This window comes from Micromonospora sp. MA102 (genome assembly GCF_025460765.1).
Lineage (GTDB): Bacteria > Actinomycetota > Actinomycetes > Mycobacteriales > Micromonosporaceae > Micromonospora > Micromonospora halotolerans.
On the sequence record NZ_JAMWEG010000001.1, the window covers coordinates 502620 to 519697 of the forward strand.

19 protein-coding genes are annotated in these 17078 nt (G+C 74.3%); 6 read left to right on the top strand and 13 right to left on the bottom strand.

The features are described 5' to 3' along the window. Positions 1–7: 7 nt before the first annotated feature. Positions 8–1120 carry a magnesium and cobalt transport protein CorA gene (locus NFX44_RS02435; RefSeq protein ID WP_262281811.1) on the top strand — a complete coding sequence of 371 codons (1113 nt, stop codon included), beginning with the start codon at positions 8–10 and terminating at the stop codon, positions 1118–1120. A gap of 4 nt (positions 1121–1124) precedes the next feature. Here NFX44_RS02435 and NFX44_RS02440 read toward each other — a convergent pair whose 3' ends face one another. Next, on the bottom strand, positions 1125–2123 hold the full coding sequence (locus tag NFX44_RS02440; RefSeq protein WP_262281812.1) for a fructosamine kinase family protein: 999 nt from the start codon (positions 2121–2123) through the stop codon (positions 1125–1127). Between the two features lie 80 nt (positions 2124–2203). Between NFX44_RS02440 and NFX44_RS02445 the strand changes: the two genes are divergently transcribed. Further along, positions 2204–2980, top strand: a complete 777-nt coding sequence (locus tag NFX44_RS02445) for an SGNH/GDSL hydrolase family protein (protein ID WP_262281813.1) — start codon at positions 2204–2206, stop codon at positions 2978–2980. 8 nt (positions 2981–2988) lie between these two features. On the opposite strand, the gene NFX44_RS02450 is transcribed toward NFX44_RS02445, so the two are convergent. Both NFX44_RS02450 and NFX44_RS02455 read right to left on the bottom strand, forming a co-directional pair. Beyond that, complete coding sequence (locus tag NFX44_RS02450) at positions 2989–4212, bottom strand: MFS transporter (protein ID WP_262281814.1); 1224 nt, start codon at positions 4210–4212, stop codon at positions 2989–2991. A gap of 2 nt (positions 4213–4214) precedes the next feature. Further along, positions 4215–4832: a DsbA family protein gene (locus NFX44_RS02455; RefSeq protein ID WP_262281815.1), complete on the bottom strand. Its 618-nt coding sequence runs from the start codon at positions 4830–4832 to the stop codon at positions 4215–4217. Positions 4833–5044: 212 nt separating this feature from the next. Between NFX44_RS02455 and NFX44_RS02460 the strand changes: the two genes are divergently transcribed. Beyond that, a complete protein-coding gene (locus NFX44_RS02460; protein WP_262281816.1) occupies positions 5045–5656 on the top strand; it encodes a histone H1 in 612 nt (203 codons plus the stop codon). Between the two features lie 21 nt (positions 5657–5677). Next, the gene (locus tag NFX44_RS02465; protein ID WP_262281817.1) at positions 5678–6097 is read left to right on the top strand and encodes a YchJ family protein; all 420 of its coding nucleotides are present in this window, start codon (positions 5678–5680) and stop codon (positions 6095–6097) included. A 43-nt stretch (positions 6098–6140) separates the two neighbouring features. Here NFX44_RS02465 and NFX44_RS02470 read toward each other — a convergent pair whose 3' ends face one another. The 8 genes from NFX44_RS02470 to NFX44_RS02505 all read right to left on the bottom strand — a co-directional run bounded on the left by NFX44_RS02470 (position 6141) and on the right by NFX44_RS02505 (position 13766). Beyond that, positions 6141–6686, bottom strand: coding sequence for a gluconokinase (locus NFX44_RS02470; RefSeq protein WP_262281818.1), 546 nt, complete (start codon positions 6684–6686; stop codon positions 6141–6143). Next, positions 6676–7905 (bottom strand): D-mannonate dehydratase ManD, encoded by a 1230-nt coding sequence (manD, locus tag NFX44_RS02475; protein WP_262281819.1) that lies wholly within the window; start codon positions 7903–7905, stop codon positions 6676–6678. Before manD ends, NFX44_RS02470 begins: the two co-directional genes overlap by 11 nt. 23 nt (positions 7906–7928) lie before the next feature. Further along, on the bottom strand, positions 7929–8912 hold the full coding sequence (locus NFX44_RS02480) for a sugar kinase (RefSeq protein ID WP_262281820.1): 984 nt from the start codon (positions 8910–8912) through the stop codon (positions 7929–7931). Further along, a complete protein-coding gene (locus NFX44_RS02485) occupies positions 8909–9532 on the bottom strand; it encodes a bifunctional 4-hydroxy-2-oxoglutarate aldolase/2-dehydro-3-deoxy-phosphogluconate aldolase (protein WP_262281821.1) in 624 nt (207 codons plus the stop codon). Before NFX44_RS02485 ends, NFX44_RS02480 begins: the two co-directional genes overlap by 4 nt. A gap of 2 nt (positions 9533–9534) precedes the next feature. Next, entirely contained in the window at positions 9535–10683 is a 1149-nt protein-coding gene (gene dgoD, locus NFX44_RS02490; protein ID WP_262281822.1) for a galactonate dehydratase, read from the bottom strand. Positions 10684–10688: 5 nt separating this feature from the next. Next, positions 10689–11504 carry a carbohydrate ABC transporter permease gene (locus tag NFX44_RS02495; RefSeq protein ID WP_262281823.1) on the bottom strand — a complete coding sequence of 272 codons (816 nt, stop codon included), beginning with the start codon at positions 11502–11504 and terminating at the stop codon, positions 10689–10691. Next, positions 11501–12448, bottom strand: coding sequence for a carbohydrate ABC transporter permease (locus NFX44_RS02500; RefSeq protein WP_262281824.1), 948 nt, complete (start codon positions 12446–12448; stop codon positions 11501–11503). Before NFX44_RS02500 ends, NFX44_RS02495 begins: the two co-directional genes overlap by 4 nt. A 76-nt stretch (positions 12449–12524) precedes the next feature. Further along, entirely contained in the window at positions 12525–13766 is a 1242-nt protein-coding gene (locus NFX44_RS02505; protein ID WP_262281825.1) for a sugar ABC transporter substrate-binding protein, read from the bottom strand. 185 nt (positions 13767–13951) lie between these two features. Here NFX44_RS02505 and NFX44_RS02510 point away from each other — a divergent pair, with 185 nt between their 5' ends. Beyond that, on the top strand, positions 13952–14686 hold the full coding sequence (locus NFX44_RS02510) for a FadR/GntR family transcriptional regulator (RefSeq protein ID WP_262281826.1): 735 nt from the start codon (positions 13952–13954) through the stop codon (positions 14684–14686). 19 nt (positions 14687–14705) lie between these two features. On the opposite strand, the gene NFX44_RS02515 is transcribed toward NFX44_RS02510, so the two are convergent. Both NFX44_RS02515 and NFX44_RS02520 read right to left on the bottom strand, forming a co-directional pair. Then, complete coding sequence (locus tag NFX44_RS02515; RefSeq protein WP_262281827.1) at positions 14706–15500, bottom strand: maleylpyruvate isomerase family mycothiol-dependent enzyme; 795 nt, start codon at positions 15498–15500, stop codon at positions 14706–14708. A 73-nt stretch (positions 15501–15573) separates the two neighbouring features. Continuing rightward, a complete protein-coding gene (locus NFX44_RS02520) occupies positions 15574–15963 on the bottom strand; it encodes a DUF2267 domain-containing protein (protein ID WP_262281828.1) in 390 nt (129 codons plus the stop codon). Positions 15964–16096: 133 nt separating this feature from the next. On the opposite strand from NFX44_RS02520, the gene ligD reads away from it, so the two are divergent. Beyond that, positions 16097–17050, top strand: a complete 954-nt coding sequence (ligD, locus tag NFX44_RS02525; protein ID WP_262281997.1) for a non-homologous end-joining DNA ligase — start codon at positions 16097–16099, stop codon at positions 17048–17050. Positions 17051–17078 lie beyond the last annotated feature (28 nt).

Consider the following 17078-nt stretch of genomic DNA (forward strand, 5'->3'; position numbering starts at 1 on the left):
GTGTGCGGTGGGCCGGTCGGCGACACGGACCCGGTGGGGCGGGCGACTGATACCCGGCCTCCTGACCCGCCTGCTCGGCCGCGCCGGCGAGGCCACCGGGCCGGTGCCCCGCCGCGCCAACCCGGACGCCGTGGTGGACTGCGCGATCTACGTGGCCGGCCGGCGGGAGCCGGGCCGGCCGCACTACGCCGACGCGTACGAACGGGCCCGCCGCACTCGGCGGGCGTTCGTCTGGCTCGGGTTGCACGAGCCGGGCGCGGCCGTGATGGCCGCGGTCGGGCGGACCTTCGGGCTGGACGAGCTGGCCGTGGCGCAGGCTCTCGCCGACGGGCACCGGCCCACCGTCCAGCGGCACGGCGACGTGACGCTGCTGGTGCTGCGCACGGCGGGCTACGTCGAGCACACCGAGCTGACCGCCACCTCCGAGGTGATCGACACCGGCGACGTGATGGTGTTCCTCGGCGACCGGTTCGCGCTGACCGTCCGCCACGGCGCGACGGGCGCGCTGACCCCGGTGCGGGAGGACGTGCAGCGCCGGCCGGGCCTGCTGGCCGAGGGGCCGTGGGCGGTGGCGTACGCGGTCTGCGCCCGGATGGTCGACCTCTACCTGGAGGTCGCCGGGCACCTGGAGCGGGACCTGGAGCGCGCCGAGGAGACCGTCTTCGCCCGCGAGCGGGACGCCGACATCCAGCACATCTACCAGCTCAAGCGGGAGGTGGTGGAGTTCAAGCGGGCGGTGCTGCCGTTGCAGGCGCCGTTGCGCGCGCTGCTGGAGCAGCGGGGCGAGGGCCCGCCGCCGGGGCTGCACCGCTGGTTCGCCGACGTGGAGAGCCGGCTCACCCGGGCGGTGGACCGGATCGGCTCGTACGACGACCTGCTCAACTCGATCCTCCAGTCCCGGCTGGCGCAGCTGGCCGTCGAGCAGAACAACGACATGCGCAAGATCGCGGCCTGGGCGGCGATCGCCGCGACGCAGACCGCGGTGGCCGGCGTCTACGGGATGAACTTCGCGCACATGCCGGAGCTGGGCTGGCGCTACGGCTACGCGGGGGCGCTGCTGCTCATGGCGACGGCCGCGGTCACCCTGCACCGGCTGTTCCGGCGCTCCGGCTGGCTCTGAGCGGTCAGGGCCGGTCCAGGTCGGACAGTTCGGCGTCGAGCAGCTCGGCGAGGCGGGCCACCCGCCCCGGGTCGGACTCGGCCGTGATGCCCCGGCTGGGCATCTCCACGGTCATCAGCAGGTAGAGGTGCAGCCGGTAGAGCCCCAGCCGGCGGCGCGCCCCGGCGTCCAGCGGGAACGGCGCGGCCGCCCGGTAGGCCCGCACGAGGGGGTCGTCCGGCTCGTCCTCGGCACGCCGGAACAGCAGCGGCGACACCAGGTCCAGCAGGGGGTCGCCCCAGAGGTGGCGCTCGCCGTCGACAAGCCCGGTGAGCCGGGGCCTTCCGTCGGGATCGTCGAGGGCGAGGACGTTGCCGGCCCAGCCGTCGAAGTGCAGCAGCGCCGGGCGGCGCACCGCGTCGAGGACGGCGGCGTGCCGGTCGACCAGCTCGCGGATGCGGGCCGCCGGGACGGGCAGCGGCACCGCCCAGTCCGCCGCGTCGGCGAGCAGGTCGTCGAGCATCGCCGTGTAGGCGCCGCGCCAGGTGGGTGCGCTGGCCCGGTCGCCGTCGTAGCCGTAGCGGTCGCCGGTGACGCCGTGCAGCGTGGCCAGCGCCCGGCCGAACTCGGCCCGGACGGCGGCCACCTCGGCGCCGGCCCGGGTCAGGTCCCACAGGGTGCGGCCGAGCAGCAGGCCGGTGAGCAGCCAGTCGCCGAGCACCGGGTCGCGGCCGTGGTGCAGCAGGGGTGGCACGGGCACGGCGGGCGCCCGCGCGGCGACCAGCCGCAGGTAGCGCGCCTCCGCGCCGATCATGTCCCGCTCGTAGCGCAGCAGCGGCACGTGCGGCGGCGGGCCCACCTTGAGCGCCACGGCCCGCCCGTCGTCGAGGGTCGCCCACCAGACGGCGGCGAACCCGCCGCCGGTCAGCGGCCCGCAGTCGGTCACCCCGGGGGTGGAGCCGAGCGAGGCCGCCACGTAGCGCCGGACCTGATCCGGGTCGAGGTGGCGCTGGGTCGGGCTCATGTCCCGCACCACGCTAGCGGCCGCGGCGCGCCGGCGCTGTCCCCGAAACCGACCGCGGCGAATTTCGTAGGCTGGCGCGCATGATGTGGCGGCGGTACGTGGCGATCGGCGACAGCACCACCGAGGGCCTGGACGACCCGGACGGGGCGGGCGGCTACCGGGGCTGGGCCGACCGGTTCGCCCTCGCGGTGGCCCGCGCGCAGGGCGGCCTGGAATACGCCAACCTCGCGATCCGCGGCCGCACCACCGCGCGGATCCGGAGCGAGCAGCTGCCGGTGGCGCTGGAGCTGGCCCCCGACCTGGCGACCGTGGTGGCCGGCATGAACGACGTGCTGCGACCGTCGTTCGACGCCGACCGGGTGGTCGAGGACGTGCGCGCCATGCAGCGCGCGCTGGTCGGCCAGGGCGCCACGGTGCTCACCTTCACCCTGCCCGACCCGGCGCCGGTGATGCCGCTGGCCCGCCCGCTGCGCGGCCGGGTGCTGGCGCTCAACGACGCGGTCCGGGCGGCCACCGCCGAGACCGGGGCCACCCTGCTCGACCTGGGGGCGCACCCGGTGGCGTCGGACCCCCGACTGTGGAGCGACGACCGGCTGCACGCCAACACGGCCGGCCACGAGCGGATCGCCGCGGCGCTCGCGCACACCGCCGGGCTGCCCGATTACGACGACTCGTGGTCGCGCCCCCTGCCGGTGGCCGCCCGCCGGCCCCGGCGGGAGGCGGTCCGCGCCGAGCTGGCCTGGACCCGGCGGCACCTGGTGCCCTGGCTGGGCCGGCACCTGCGCGGGCGCTCCTCCGGCGACGACCGGGTGGCGAAGCGGCCGGTGCCGCTGCCTGTGGAGCTGCCCGCGTCCTGAGCGCCCGATCAGCCGGCCGCCGGCGCCGGGGCCGGTCGGCCCGCGCCCCGCACCGCCGGGCCGATGGCGGTCGCCGCGGTGGCGTAGAGGGCGGCGAAGGCCAACCAGCCCGGTCCGCCCCCCTCGACGATCAGCCAGGTCAGCAGCACCGGGCCGAGCATCCGGGCCAGCGGCACGCCGACGCCGAAGAAGCCCTGGTAGAGGCCGTGCCGGTCGGCCGGGGCCAGGTCGAAGCTGAGCTGCCAGGCGCCGGCGCCGTGCGCCATCTCGGCGTACACCTGGGCGCCCGCGCCGAGCAGCAGCAGCGCCGCGGCCGGCCACGGCCCGGTGGCGGTGGCCGACAGGGCGAAGAGCGCGCAGGCGACGACCATGGCCGCGCCGGCCCGGCGCAGCGCACGCACCGCGCCGGCCGGGTCGGTCACCCGCCGGGCCACCCGCACCTGGGCGAGCATCACCGCCGCCGTGTTGACCACCAGCAGGGCCGCCGCCAGCCAGGCCGGCGCCGCGGTGCGCCGGGCCACCCAGAGCGGCAGCACGAGACTGAGCAGCGGCAGGTACAGCATGAGGACCGCGTTCAGCGCGGTGAGCAGCGCGTACCGCCGGTCCCGGAGCACCGCGAGGCGCCCGCCGGCCGCCGCGGCCGGGGCCGCCGGGCCGGGCCGGGCGGGAAGCCGCCGCAGCAGCACCGCGGTGGTCAGGAAGGCCGCCGCGTCGAGCAGGAGCACCGACCGGTACGCCCCGGCGGTGTGCGCCCAGAGCGCCAGTCCGCCGAGCGCCGCGCCCAGGCCGAGCCCGGCGTTGGCCACCGACTGCAACCGCGCCCGTACCCCGGTCCGCAGTTCCGGCTCGACCAGCCGGGCCAGCAGCGCCTGCCGCACCGCCGCCAGCGCGGTCTGGCAGCCGGCGTAGAGGCAGGCCACCAGGACGAACCCGGCGGGCTGGCGGATCAGCAGGAAGGCGGCGACCGCCAGCGCGGTGGCCGCGGCCAGCCCGACGGCGACCCGGCGGGCGTCGCGCCGGTCGGCGGCGTGGCCGGCCGGCACGCCGGCCAGCAGGCCTACCGCCCAGCCGGCGGAGAGCCCGAGCCCGACCTGGCCGGGTGACAGGCCCACCACCTGCGTGAAGTAGAGCGCGGAGGTGACGAGGAAGGCGCCGTCGCCGACCGAGTTGGCCAGCTGGGCCAGGGCGAGCGTCCGGGCCGGGCCGGGCGCGGGCAGCAGGCGGCCGGACACGGTCAACGCTCGATCGGCCGGCGGGTCCGCGCCCGCTTCAGCTCGAAGAACCCGGCGGTGCCGGAGACCAGCAGCACCCCGTCCCAGAGCCGGCCGGCGTCCTCGCCGCGCGGGATGGGCGCCACCACCGGCCCGAAGAAGGCGTTCAGCCGCCCGTCGGCGCCGGTGACGTGGATGGTCGGCGTGCCGAGGTCCTCGCCGACCGGGGTCAGCCCGGCCTGGTGGCTGGCCCGCAGGGCCTCGTCGTGATCGGTGGTCTCCGCGGCGTCGGCCAGGTCGACGGGCAGGCCGACCTCGGTCAGCGCGGCCACGTACAGCTCCCGGCCGATGGGGGCGCGCTCGTGGTGGATCCGCTCGCCCAGCGCCGTGTAGAGGTCGCGCAGCACCTCCGGGCCGCACTTCTGCGCGGCGGCCACGCAGACCCGGACCGGCCCCAGGCCCGGCTTCAGCCACTCCCGGTACCACTCCTCCAGCCCCTCGCGCCCCTCGTTGAGCAGGGACAGGCTCATCACGTGGAAGCGGAGCCGGACCTCGCGGACCCGCTCCACCTCCAGCAGCCAGCGGGAGGCGTTCCAGGCCCACGGGCAGCGCGGGTCGAACCACATGTCAACTGTCGTCATGGTCGTCCAGGTCCTCTCGTTCGCTGTTGCCGATCCCACGCTAGGCGGGTGATCGGCCCACCGGCAGTGCCGATCCACGCACGTTTCATTGGGCCAATCCATCGCGTGTTTGACCACCGACGCGGCGGGAAGACACGCGCGCCGCGCGGGCCGGCCGGCCCGACGTCGCCGGACGCACCCGTCCGGGCCGCGGCGGACCGCGAGGAGGACCGATGGCCCAGGCGGCCACCAGACCGAGCAGCGCCAGGAAGGCCACCGGGGCGCGCAAGGCCCCGATGCCGAACAAGGCGGCGGCGAAGAAGGTCGCGACCGCCACCAAGCGGGCGACCGGGGCGAGCGCCGCCAAGACCCCCGGCGGGAAGCCGACCCCGACCACCGCGCGGGCGGCGCGGAAGAAGGCCACCTCGGCCGCCACCGCCACGCCCACCCGCAGGCCCACCGCCAAGGCCGTCGCCGCGAAGAAGGCCACGGCGGCGAAGAAGGCACCGGCCACCAAGGCCGCCGCCAAGAAGGCGCCCGCCAGCAAGACCGTGGCGAAGAAGGCGCCCGCCAGGAAGACCGTGGCGACGAAGGCCCCCGCCAGGAAGGCTGTGGCCAAGAAGGCGCCCGGCACCAGAAGCACGGTGAAGAAGGCACCGGCCACGCGGACCACGGCGAAGAAGGCGCCGGCCGCCAAGGGTACGGCCCACGCGACCACCGTCAAGAAGGCCGCCGACCGCGCCGCCGAGGCGCGCCGGGTAGCGGAGACGCGGGCGCCGGCGAAGAAGGCCACCACCATGGAGTCGTTCGGCAACCGGCGGACGGCCCGGACGAGCGGCCGGTGAGCCGTCGGCGAGAATGAGCGGGTGGCGAAACGCGGTGCCCGCGCCAGCGCGGACGATCCGACCAGCGGACCCTGTCCGTGCGGCTCCGGCCTGCCGTACGCGGACTGCTGCGGCCCGGTCCACCGGGGCGTCTCGGCGGCGGCGACCGCCGAGGCGTTGATGCGCTCCCGGTACAGCGCCTTCGCGGTGGGCGATGCCGCGCACCTGCTGCGCACCTGGCACTCGACCACCCGCCCGTCCCGGCTGGAGCTGGACCCGGGCACCCGGTGGACCCGGCTGGAGGTGCTCGACACGGGCCGGGGCGGGTTGTTCGACACCGAGGGCACGGTCCGGTTCCGCGCGCACTACCGGGAGGCCGGCCGGCCCGGCACCGTGGCCGAGCACAGCCGGTTCGTCCGGGAGGACGGCCGCTGGGTCTATCTGGACGCGCATCCCGACTGACCGCCGGCCGGCGGGGTCCGCCCCGCCGGCCCGCCGGTGCCCGTCAGGCGCCGGCGACCCCGGTGCGCACCGGCAGACGGAGCCGGCTCACCGCCGCCCGGACCAGCTCGTCCGGCGCTGCCGCCACCTCCAGCACCACACCGGCCTCGTCCGGCTCCAGGTGCTCCAGGATGGCCCGCTGCGAGTCCAGCAGGCTGGCCGGCATGTAGTGTCCCACCCGCCGGTCCAGCCGGTCCCGGATCAGCTCGGCGGTCCCGTCCAGGTGCAGGAACTCCACCTCCGCCGGCCCCTGCCGCAGCACGTCCCGGTACGCGCGCTTCAGCGCCGAGCAGGTCAGCACGGTGGAGACCCCCTCGGCGTGCCGGTCCGCCATCCACCCGGCCAGGGCGCGCAACCACGGCCAGCGGTCCGCGTCGTCGAGCGGGACGCCGGCGCGCATCCGGGCCACGTTGGCGGCCGAGTGGAACTCGTCGGCCTCGGCGAACCGCAGGCCGGTCAGCTCGCTGATGCCCCGGGCCACCGTCGTCTTGCCCGCGCCGGACACGCCCATCACCACGACGTGCCGGGTGGGCGGCCGGTCACCAGTCATGGACGGTGCCGTCCTTGAGCCGGTTGAACGGCAGGTACGCCGGCTGGTACGGGAAGCGGGCGGCCGCCTCCTCGTCGAGTTCCACGCCGAGGCCGGGCTGGTCGCCCGGGTGCAGGTAGCCGTCGGCGAAGGTGAAGGACTGCCGGAACACCTCGTTGGTGAGCGGGCCGTGCTGCATGTACTCCTGGATGCCGAAGTTGTGGATGGCCAGGTCCAGGTGGAGCGCGGCGGCCATGCCGACCGGCGAGATGTCGGTGGGGCCGTGGATGCCGGACTTGATCTGGTACTGGGCCGCGAAGTCGAGCAGCTTGCGCATGGCGGTGATGCCCCCGGTGTGGGTGACCGCGGACCGGACGTAGTCGATGAGCTGGTCGCGGATCAGCGTCTGGTAGTCCCACACGGTGTTGAAGACCTCGCCGATGGCCAGCGGGGTGGTGGTGTGCTGGCGGACCAGCCGCAACGCCTCCTGGTTCTCCGCCGGGGTGCAGTCCTCCAGCCAGAACAGGTCGTACGGCTCCAGCGCCTTGCCCAGCTTCGCGGCCTGGATGGGGGTCATCCGGTGGTGGCCGTCGTGCAGCAGCGGCAGCTCGGGGCCGAACTCGCCGCGGACCGCCTCGAACACGGCGGGCAGGTGCCGCAGGTAGGCGCGGGTGTCCCAGTCCTCCTCGGCGGGCAGCGGGATGCGCTGGGCGGGCTCGTAGTCGTACCGCTTGCCGTCGATGCTGGGCTGGGCGGCGACGCCGTACACGGCGTTGATGCCGGGCACCGCGGTCTGCACCCGGATGGACCGGTAGCCCAGCTCCAGGTGCGCGCGGATGGAGTCGAACAGCTCGGGCAGGTCGCGGCCGGACGCGTGCCCGTAGGCCATGATCCCGGTCCGGGAGGCGCCGCCGAGGAGCTGGTAGAGCGGCATCCCGGCGGCCTTCGCCTTGATGTCCCAGAGCGCCACGTCGACGGCGGCGATGGCGGCCATGGTGACCGGCCCGCGCCGCCAGTAGGCCGACCGGTACAGGAACTGCCAGGTGTCCTCGATGCGGTGCGGGTCGCGCCCGATCAGCAGGGGGACGACGTGGTCGGCCAGGTAGGACGCGACGGCCAGCTCCCGGCCGTTGAGGGTGCCGTCGCCCAGCCCGGTGAGGCCCTCGTCAGTAGTGATCTTGAGGGTGACGAAGTTGCGGTCAGGGCTGGAGACGATCACGTCCGCTGCGACGATCTTCACGCGGATGCCTTTCTCGGGGTGGGTCAGCGAAGGGTGTCGCCGGGCTGCCGGGAGTCCAGGAGGGACAGCTCGTCCCGGCGCGGCAGGCCCTCCCAGTCGCCCGCTCCGGCGACGGCGAAGGCGCCGAGGGTGACCGCGCGGCGCAGCCGCCCGGCCAGGTCGAGCCCGTCCAGGTGGCCGGAGAGGTAGCCGGCCGTGAAGGCGTCCCCCGCGCCGACGGTGTCGACCGCCGTCACGGGCAGCGCCGCCTCGTCCCGGCGGCCGTCAGGGGTGTACGCCCGGGCGCCGTCGCCGCCGAGCTTCACGAGCACGGTCGACACGCCCCGGGCGAGCAGCCCGGCCACCACGGTCTCCTCGTCCGCGCCGGGCGCGCCGACCAGGTCCAGCTCGTCGGCCGAGGCGACCACGACCGAGGCGTGCCCGGCGAGCGGGGTGAGCACGGCCCGCGCCTCGTCCCGGGACCACAGCTTCGCCCGGTGGTTGACGTCCAGGCAGACCAGCGTCCCGGCCCGCGCGGCGGTCTCCGCCGCCCATCCGGCGGCTTCCCGCGCGCCCGCGGAGAGCGCCGGGGTGATCCCGGTGAGGTGCAGCACCCGGGCGCCGGCCGCCAGGGCGGGCCGCAGGTCGTCGACGCCCAGCGCCGACCCGGCCGAGCCGGCCCGCTGGTAGAGCACCCGGGTGAGGTCGGCGGTGCGCCGCTCCAGGAACATGAGCCCGGCGGGGCGCCCGGGGTCGCGGACCACGTGGGTCACGTCGACACCCTCGGCGCGGAGCTGGCGCAGCAGGAAGCCGCCCAGCTCGTCGTCGCTGACCCGCCCGGCGAAGGCCGCGCGGTGACCGAGCCGGGCCAGCCCGATCGCCACGTTGGCCTCGGCCCCGGCCAGGTGCGGGGTGAGCGGGCCACCGGTCGTGAGCGGCCCGGTCGACCGCAGCGAGACCAGCGCCTCGCCGAAGGTGAGCAGGTCGAGGCCGGTCACCGCCGGGGTGCGGGGTGGAACGCCGGTCATGCGACGGCGGCCAGGTAGGCGCGGGCGCGGGCGCGGAGGGCGTCGAGGTCGCCGCCGGAGGCGGCGTCGCCGACCAGCGGGCCGCCGACGCCCACGGCGATCGCCCCGGCGGCGAGGTAGCCGGGCAGCTCGGCCAGCCCCACCCCGCCCACCGCGACGAACGGGATGTCCGGGAACGGGTCGCGCAGCGCCTTGAGGTACGCCGGGCCGCCTAGCGAGGCCGGGAAGAGCTTCACGGCGGCGGCTCCCGCCCGGACCGCCGCGTACGCCTCGGTCGGGGTGAGCGCACCGGCGGCCACCGGCAGCCCACGGCGGGCCGCCTCGCCGATCGAGTCGACGACGGCCGGGGTGACGACGAACTGCGCGCCGGCCGCGGCCACGTCGGCGACGGCCGCCGGCGTGAGCACGGTGCCCGCGCCGACCAGGGAACCGGGCGGGGCGGCGGCCCGGATCGCGGCGATGGCGTCCAGCGCGCCGGGCGTGGTCAGGGCCACCTCGACCACGCGGACGCCCTCGGCGAGCAGGGCGGTGCCGGTGGCGATCGCGGCGGCCGGGTCGGTGCCGCGGATGACCGCCAGCAGGCGGGTGGCGGTGAGTTCGGCGGTGAGGTCGAGGGTCATGGTCACCATTCCGCGTAGGAGCCGTCCCGGTGCCGCCACAGGGGGCTGCGCCAGGCGTGGCCGCGCTTGTCGGCGGCGCGCACCGCCGCCTCGTCGATCTCGATACCCAGACCCGGGGCGGTGAGTCGCTCGACGTACCCGTCCACGAAGGTCAGTGGCGTCTTGTCGAGGCAGTAGTCGAGCACCTCGGCGCCGAGGTTGTAGTGGATGCCGATGCTCTGCTCCTGGATCAGGTAGTTCGGGGTGGCGAAGCCGACCTGGAGGCAGGCCGCGAGGGCGATCGGACCGAGCGGGCAGTGCGGGGCGAGCTGCACGTCGTACACCTCGGCCAGCGCGGCGATCTTGCGGACCTCGGTGATGCCACCGGCGTGCGAGAGGTCCGGCTGGGCGACCGCGATGCCGGCCTGGAGGACCGGCAGGAACTCCTGCCGGCTGTAGAGCCGCTCCCCGGTGGACACCGGCGTGGTGGTGGAGCGGACGAACTCCCCGATGAGGTGCGAGTTCTCCGGCACCACCGGCTCCTCGAGGAAGAACGGCCGGTAGGGCTCCAGCAGCGGGGCGACCCGGCGGGCGCTGGCCAGGTTGAACCGGCCGTGGAAGTCGACCGCGACGTCCCGTTGGTCGCCGAGCACCTCCCGGGCGGCGGCCACCCGCTGGACCACGGCGTCGAGCTCGGCCACCGAGGCCACGGCGCTCATCCGGCCGGAGGCGTTCATCTTGACCGCGGTCAGGCCCGTGTCGAGGGCGGCGCCGATCTGGTCGCGGACCTCGCCGGGCTCGTCGCCGCCGACCCAGCCGTACACCCGGATCCGGTCGCGGACCGGGCCGCCGAGCAGCTGGTGCACGGGCGCGCCCCAGTGCTTGCCGGCGATGTCCCAGAGCGCCTGGTCGAGGCCGGCCACGGCGCTGGCGAGGATCGGCCCGCCCCGGTAGAACGACCCCTTGGTCAGCACCTGCCAGTGGTCCTCGATGCGCAGGGCGTCCCGGCCGACCAGCAGTTCGGCGAGCTGCTCGACGGCGGCGCGGACGGTCTCCGAGCGGCCCTCGCAGGTGGCCTCGCCCCAGCCGACGATCCCCGAGTCGGTCTCCACCCGGACGAAGAGCCAGCGGGGCGCCACCAGGAAGGTCTCGACGCGCACGATGGTGGTCACGGTGCTCAGCCCTTCGTCGCGCCGGCCGTCAGGCCGGAGACCACGTACTTCTGCACGAACAGGGCGATCACCATGATCGGCAGGGTCACCACGGTGGCTGCCGCCATGAGGCCGCCCCAGTCGATGCTGGCGTACCCGACGAAGTCGAAGATCGCCACCGGCAGGGTCTTGGTGTCCGCGCCGGAGAGGACCAGGGCGAACATGAAGTTGTTCCAGGAGAAGATGAAGGACAGGATGCCGGCCGTGGCGATGCCGGGCACGGACAGCGGGAGGGTGATCCGGCGGAACGCGCCGATGTGGGTGAGGCCGTCGACCAGCGCCGCCTCCTCCAGCTCCTCCGGCAGGCCGTCGAAGAAGCCCATCATGATGTAGACGATCAACGGCAGCGAGACGAACATGTGGCTGAGGATCAGCACGGTGAAGCCGCCGACCAGCTTCAGGTTCGAGAAGACGTAGTACCAGGGCACCAGCAGCGAGACGCCGGGGATGACCCGGGCCATCAGCACCACGAGGGCCGACTTCTTCATGTTGAACCGGCTCATCGAGTACGCGGCCGGCACGCCGAGCAGCAGCGACAGCACGGTGGCGGCGAACGCCACCCACAGGCTGTTGCCGATGAACTGGACGTAGTGCGACTGCTTGAGCACTGTCGCGTAGTTGTCCAGGGTGGGCGAGAAGACGAGCGCCTTGCCGGTGTCGTAGATGTCCACGTTGGTCTTGAACGACGCGGCGATCATCCAGAGCAGCGGCGTGACCAGTGCCAGCACCACGACGACGAGGGCCACCACCCGGAACACCCGGTACGCGGGACGCGGCTTCATCGCTTGGCCTCCTTGCGCCGGGCGGTCAGGGCCCACATCGACCCGATGATGATCAGGAAGAAGAGGATGAGGACGGTGGAGGAGACGCCGTACTCGTTGTAGTCGAAGCTCAGCCCGTAGGCGTACACGTTCAAGGTCTCCACCTCGTGGAACGAACCGCCGCCGCGGCCCTTGGTGGCGTAGAGGATGTCGAAGGTCTTCAGCGCGTCGATGCCGCGCAGCAGGACCGCCACCACCACGGTGGGCATGAGCAGCGGCAGCGTGACGTGCCGGAAGCGCTGCCACGTGCTGGCGCCGTCGATCCGGGCCGCTTCCTGCGGCTCGTCGGACAGCGAGGTCAGCCCGGCGAGCAGGATCAGCACCACCATGGGGGTCCACTGCCACACGTCGATGAAGATGGTGGTGGGCAGCGCGGAGTGCTGGCCGGCGAGCCACGGCTGCGGGCCGATGCCGAACCAGCCGAGCACCTGGTTGGCCAGGCCGATGTTCGGGTCGAAGATGAGCCGCCACATCATGCCGACCGCGACCGGGGTGGCGACCAGCGGCATGAGGATGGCGACGCGCACCCACTTCTGGCCCTTGAAGGGCCGCCACAGCAGCAGCGCGACCGCCATCCCGAGCACCACCTCGAACAGCAGCGCGACGACGGTGAAGGCGGCGGTGCGGCCGACGGCCGGCCAGAACCGGTCGGTGTCCGACAGCACGTCGAGGTAGTTCCGCAGGCCGACGAACTCGCTCTCGGCGCGGACCGACCCCTCGGCGTCGGTGAGGCTGAGCCAGCCGGTCCAGACCAGCGGGATGACGATCAGCGCGGCGACGAAGGTCATGGCCGGCGCGGCGAAGAGCCACTTGCGGTGGTCGTTGGCCCAGCGCGCCCAGCCGGGCGTGTCGGGCATGACGCCGGCGCCACCGGGCGCGCGGCGGGGGGTGGTGACGGTTGCCATGGGGATCTCCCGGGGGTGGGCGGGCCGACGGGGTACGCGGGTGGCGGGGCGGTCCGCCCCGCCACCCGCGCGCGGCTTACCTGGCCTCGTCGTCCAGGAACTTCTGGAAGGCCTCGTTGGCGGTGTCGGCCGCGGCCGCCGCGTCCTTGCCGGTGATCGCGTCGACGATCGGCTGACCGACGAGCTCGCGGGCCTGGCCCACCTTCACGACCACGGGCCGGTCGTGGGCGACGCCGTCCTTGGTGCTCGCGGTGATGGCCTCGACCAGGTCCTTCGGGTAGTTCGCGGTGCCCTCCGGATTGGCCCAGACCGAGGTACGGGCCCCCGGCACGCCGGCCTTCTGCTGAGCGAGGGTCTGCTCCTTGCCGGTGGCCCACTCGATGAACTTCCAGGCGTTGCTCTTGTTCTTCGAGGCGTCGTTCACGCCCAGCGCCCAGGAGGGGATGTTGTACGGCTTGGAGCCTGCCGGGCCGGCCGGGAACGGCGCGAAGCCGACGGTGTCGGACACCTTGGACTTGGCCGGGTCGGTGGCGTTCTTGTAGAGCGAGTTGGCCTCGGTGTAGAAGGCGGCCTTGCCCTGGGTGAAGATGGCCATCGCCTCGGGCCAGCTCATGTCGGTGCTGACGTTGGCCGGGCCCGAGTCCTTGATCAGGCCGCCGTAGAAGGCGTACGCCTGCTTGGCGGCGTCGCTGTTGACGCTCGCCTTGCCGCTGCCGTCGACGAAGTCACCGCCGAAGCTGTAGAGGAAGCTGGAGAACTGGGTGACCGCCGGCGACTTGCCGGTCCGGGCCACGAAGCCCGCGGTGCCCGGAACGCTGGCCTTGATCTTCGTGGCGGCGGCCTTCAGCTCGTCGAGGGTCTTCGGCGGGGCGCTCAGGCCGGCCTTGGCGAGCAGGTCCTTGCGGTAGTAGAGGACCTCCTGCTCGGTGATGATCGGCACGCCCACCGGCTTGCCCTCGTACGTGGTGGCCTCGACCGGGCTGGGCTGGAAGTCGGAGTAATCCCAGTCCTTGTTGGACTTGACCTGGTCGGACAGGTCGGCCAGGTACTTGTTCTTGGCGAAGAGCTTCCCCTCCTGGAGGGGGCGGTACATCATCACGTCGAGGTCGGACGAGCCGGCGTTGAGCTTGACGTTGTACTGGTCGGAGAGCTGGTCCTCGCCGAGCTGGGTGATCTCGACCTTGAGCCCGGTCTGCTTCTCGAACTCGGGCAGGGCCGCCTTGATGTTCTCCGTCCACACGTGGTTCGCCAGGGTCACGCGCACCGTCTTGGACGCGCCGCTGTCGTCGCCACCGCCGCCGCAGGCGGCCAGACCCATGGCGGCAACCACGGCCAGAGACGTACCGAATATCGATCGACGTCGCACGTCATCTCTCCTTTTCTCGTGGTCGCCGCCCCGGGGGAAGAGCGCCACAACGCTGTAACGTCCGCTTAACCACGGGATGCTAGGCCGAAAAAGCTGACTTATTCAAGGGTTGTTCCCTCACTGATATGCTCCGACGCGTGGATCACTCCTCCTCCGGGGGCGAGACCGGGCTGCACGCCCGCGTGCTCGACGAACTCGGCACGGCCGTCTGCGGCGGCGAACTGGCCGGCGGCTCCGTGCTCAACATCGACGAACTCGTCGAGCGGTACGCGGTCTCCCGGTCGGTGATCCGCGAGGTCCTCCGGGTGCTCGCCTCGATGGGCCTCATCGAGACGCGCCGCCGGGTCGGTGTCCTGATCCGCCCCGCCGAGGCGTGGAACGTCTTCGACCCGCAGGTGATCCGCTGGCGGCTGGCCTCCGCCGGAAGGATGGCCCAGCTCCGCTCGATCACCGAGCTGCGGACCGCGGTCGAGCCGCACGCCGCCTGGCTGGCCGCCCGCCGGATCTCCCCCGACGACGCGAGCGACCTGGTCGGGATCGCGGCGAAGATGTGGGCCGCCGGGCAGGCCGGGGACGAGGACCGCTTCCTGCGCCTGGACATCGAGTTCCACCGGCGAATCCTCGCCGCCTCCGGCAACGAGATGTTCGGCAAGCTGCGGGAACTGGTCGCCGAGGTGCTCACCGGCCGGCACCACTACCACCTCATGCCGCACCACCCCGACCAGCAGGCGTTGCAGTTGCACGCCGACGTGGCCTCCGCGCTGCAGCGCCGCGACGGCGACGCGGCCCGCCGGTCCATGGTGCAGATCATGGAGCAGGCGTTCGACGAGATGAAGTCGCTGTGGGAGCAGACCACCGAGCCGGACCGCTGAGCCGACCCCGGCCCGACGCTCAGCCGAACGCGACGCTCGCCAGCCAGAGGTCCAGCAGCTTCCCGTCGCCGAGGACCTCGACCACCGCCGGGTCGACCGGACGCCGCCGGTAGACCATCAGCAGCAGCTCGGTCACCGGGCCACGGACCGCCACGGCCGCCTTCTCGTGCGCCCGCCGCCACGCGACGGTGTCCCCCGTGAGGTCCACCAGCCACTCGGCGCCCAGCCCGGCGGGCACGTCGGTGGCGTGCAGGTGCAGGGTGCGCCCGGGGCCGAGCAGGTCGCGCCGGTGCGGATAGAAGTCCAGCATCTGCGGCAGGGAGCCCAGCTCCATCCACTCGTCCAGCGCGTCGACCGCCATCGCCGGGTCGACGGCGAAGTCCACGCCCAGCGCGAGGGCGGCGTCGGCCCGGTGCAGCAGCGTCTCGTTGGCGAACCGCCGCGCCCAGAACACCCCCGCGGCCGGCACCGCCAGCGGCGTCCAGGTCGCCACGTCGGGCCCCGCCGCGCCGAGCGCGTCGGCCAGCGCGGCGGCGCCCTCCACCAGCCAGGGACCGACCACCGCCGGCTCCTCGTCGGCGTACGGGGACAGGTCGCGGAAGTGGGTGTCCGACGGCGGCCGCTCGGCACGCGTGCGCACCACCTCGGCCGCCCAGCGCTGCCCGCCGCCGAGGTGCCGGGCCAGCTGGCCGACGTTCCAGCCCGGACAGGAGGCGACGGGCGTGGTCAGGTCGGCGCCGTCGAGGTGGGTGCGGAGCAGGTCGCTCTGGGCGACGATCTCGGCGCGGTGGCGGTCGAAGCTCAGGGCGGCCATCAGCCCACGGTAGTGGCCGGCCGGCCGCCCCCGGTGGAGCCACCGATGGGCGTTTCGTCCCGCCCCCGCCCGGTCAGGGCGTGCGGGGCACCGGCTGGGCCAGCGCCCCGATCTCCCGCGGCAGCTCGGCCAGGGCCTGCTCGAACTCGACGTGCCCGACCACCCGGTGCAGGGTCTGCAGCACGGCCCGCGCGCCGCGCTCGGCCAGATCCGGCGCCGTGCCGGCACGGTCGGCCACCCGGCGCAGGAACTCGTCGTACCCGAAGGCCTCCGGCTCCTCGGGACGGGCCCGGGCCAGCAGCGGTCGCAGCTCGTGCGCCACGTGGTCGGCCAGGTCCGCCGCCTCGCCGCCGCTGATCCGCTCGGCGAGGGTGCGCAGGGTGGCCTCGGTCAGGGATCGCGCGGTGTCGGCCGGGACGCCCGCGCGTTCGGCCACCTTCGCCACGAACTCCAGCTCCGCCATGTCGGTCCTTCCGTCCCGGAGACCGCGTGGCTACCCGCAGGCGACCACCACAAACGACCGCCGTGCGGGCGAAAGCCCGGAAACCGCCGTCGCGCCGGGCCGCGACGGCCAGGATCGGGACGTGGCCGCCAGGATGCCGACGCTCGTGCCGCCGATGCTCGCCGGGCTCGGCGCGCTGCCCACCGGGCCCGGCTGGGGCTACGAGTTCAAGTGGGACGGCGTGCGGGCGGTCGCGTACGTCAACCGTGGGCTGCGGCTGCTCAGCCGCAACGACCGGGACGTCACCCGGGCGTACCCGGAGCTGGGCGAGCTCGCCGACCTCCTGGCCGGCCGGCGGGCGGTGCTCGACGGCGAGATCGTGGCGCTCGACGCCGGCGGCCGGCCCAGCTTCTCCGCGCTCCAGCGGCGGATGCACGTCCGGGCGCCGGCCGCCGCGCTTATCGCCTCGACCCCGGTCCGGTACTACCTGTTCGACCTGCTGCACCTCGACGGTCGGGACACCACGGTCCTGCCGTACACCGAGCGGCGCGCCGCGCTGGAGGGACTGGCGCTCAGCGGCGAGACCGTCGAGACGCCGCCCTACTGGACCGGCGAGGCCGGCCGGGACCTGGCCACGGCCGCGGCCGACCTCGGACTCGAAGGGGTGGTCGCCAAGCAGCTCCGGTCGCCGTACGAGCCGGGCCGCCGGGGCGCGGCGTGGGTCAAGGTGCCGCTCAACGAGACCGTCGAGGTGATCGTGGGCGGCTGGAAGCCGGGCTCCGGCCGGCGGTCCGGCGCCATCGGGTCGCTGCTGCTCGGCAGCTACGACGAGCACGACCGGCTGCACTACATCGGGCAGGTGGGTACCGGCTTCACCCAGGCCGTGCTGCGGGACCTGGCAAGCCGCCTGGAGCCGCTGACCCGGCCGGACCCGCCCTTCGCCGCCCCGGTGCCGCGCGAGCACGCCCGGCACGCCGTCTGGGTCGACCCCGTGCTGGTCGGGGACGTCACCTTCCGGTCGTGGACGCCCGACGGCCGGCTGCGCCACCCCTCGTGGAAGGGCCTGCGCAGCGACCGCGATCCGGCCGAGATCCGGCTGCGACGGTGAGCCGGAGGCCGGCGCGACCGGTTCCCGC

Excerpts from the sequence above, each read along its gene's own strand:
- NFX44_RS02440 (WP_262281812.1), bottom strand. The coding sequence starts at position 2,123 with ATGAGCCCGACCCAGCGCCACCTCGACCCGGATCAGGTCCGGCGCTAC.
- NFX44_RS02515 (WP_262281827.1), bottom strand. The coding sequence starts at position 15,500 with ATGGCCGCCCTGAGCTTCGACCGCCACCGCGCCGAGATCGTCGCCCAG.
- NFX44_RS02460 (WP_262281816.1), top strand. The coding sequence starts at position 5,045 with ATGGCCCAGGCGGCCACCAGACCGAGCAGCGCCAGGAAGGCCACCGGG.
- NFX44_RS02495 (WP_262281823.1), bottom strand. The coding sequence starts at position 11,504 with ATGAAGCCGCGTCCCGCGTACCGGGTGTTCCGGGTGGTGGCCCTCGTC.
- NFX44_RS02455 (WP_262281815.1), bottom strand. The coding sequence starts at position 4,832 with ATGACGACAGTTGACATGTGGTTCGACCCGCGCTGCCCGTGGGCCTGG.
- NFX44_RS02500 (WP_262281824.1), bottom strand. The coding sequence starts at position 12,448 with ATGGCAACCGTCACCACCCCCCGCCGCGCGCCCGGTGGCGCCGGCGTC.
- NFX44_RS02445 (WP_262281813.1), top strand. The coding sequence starts at position 2,204 with ATGATGTGGCGGCGGTACGTGGCGATCGGCGACAGCACCACCGAGGGC.
- NFX44_RS02520 (WP_262281828.1), bottom strand. The coding sequence starts at position 15,963 with ATGGCGGAGCTGGAGTTCGTGGCGAAGGTGGCCGAACGCGCGGGCGTC.
- NFX44_RS02505 (WP_262281825.1), bottom strand. The coding sequence starts at position 13,766 with ATGGGTCTGGCCGCCTGCGGCGGCGGTGGCGACGACAGCGGCGCGTCC.
- NFX44_RS02480 (WP_262281820.1), bottom strand. The coding sequence starts at position 8,912 with ATGACCGGCGTTCCACCCCGCACCCCGGCGGTGACCGGCCTCGACCTG.
- NFX44_RS02470 (WP_262281818.1), bottom strand. The coding sequence starts at position 6,686 with ATGACTGGTGACCGGCCGCCCACCCGGCACGTCGTGGTGATGGGCGTG.
- ligD (WP_262281997.1), top strand. The coding sequence starts at position 16,097 with ATGCCGACGCTCGTGCCGCCGATGCTCGCCGGGCTCGGCGCGCTGCCC.
- NFX44_RS02485 (WP_262281821.1), bottom strand. The coding sequence starts at position 9,532 with ATGACCCTCGACCTCACCGCCGAACTCACCGCCACCCGCCTGCTGGCG.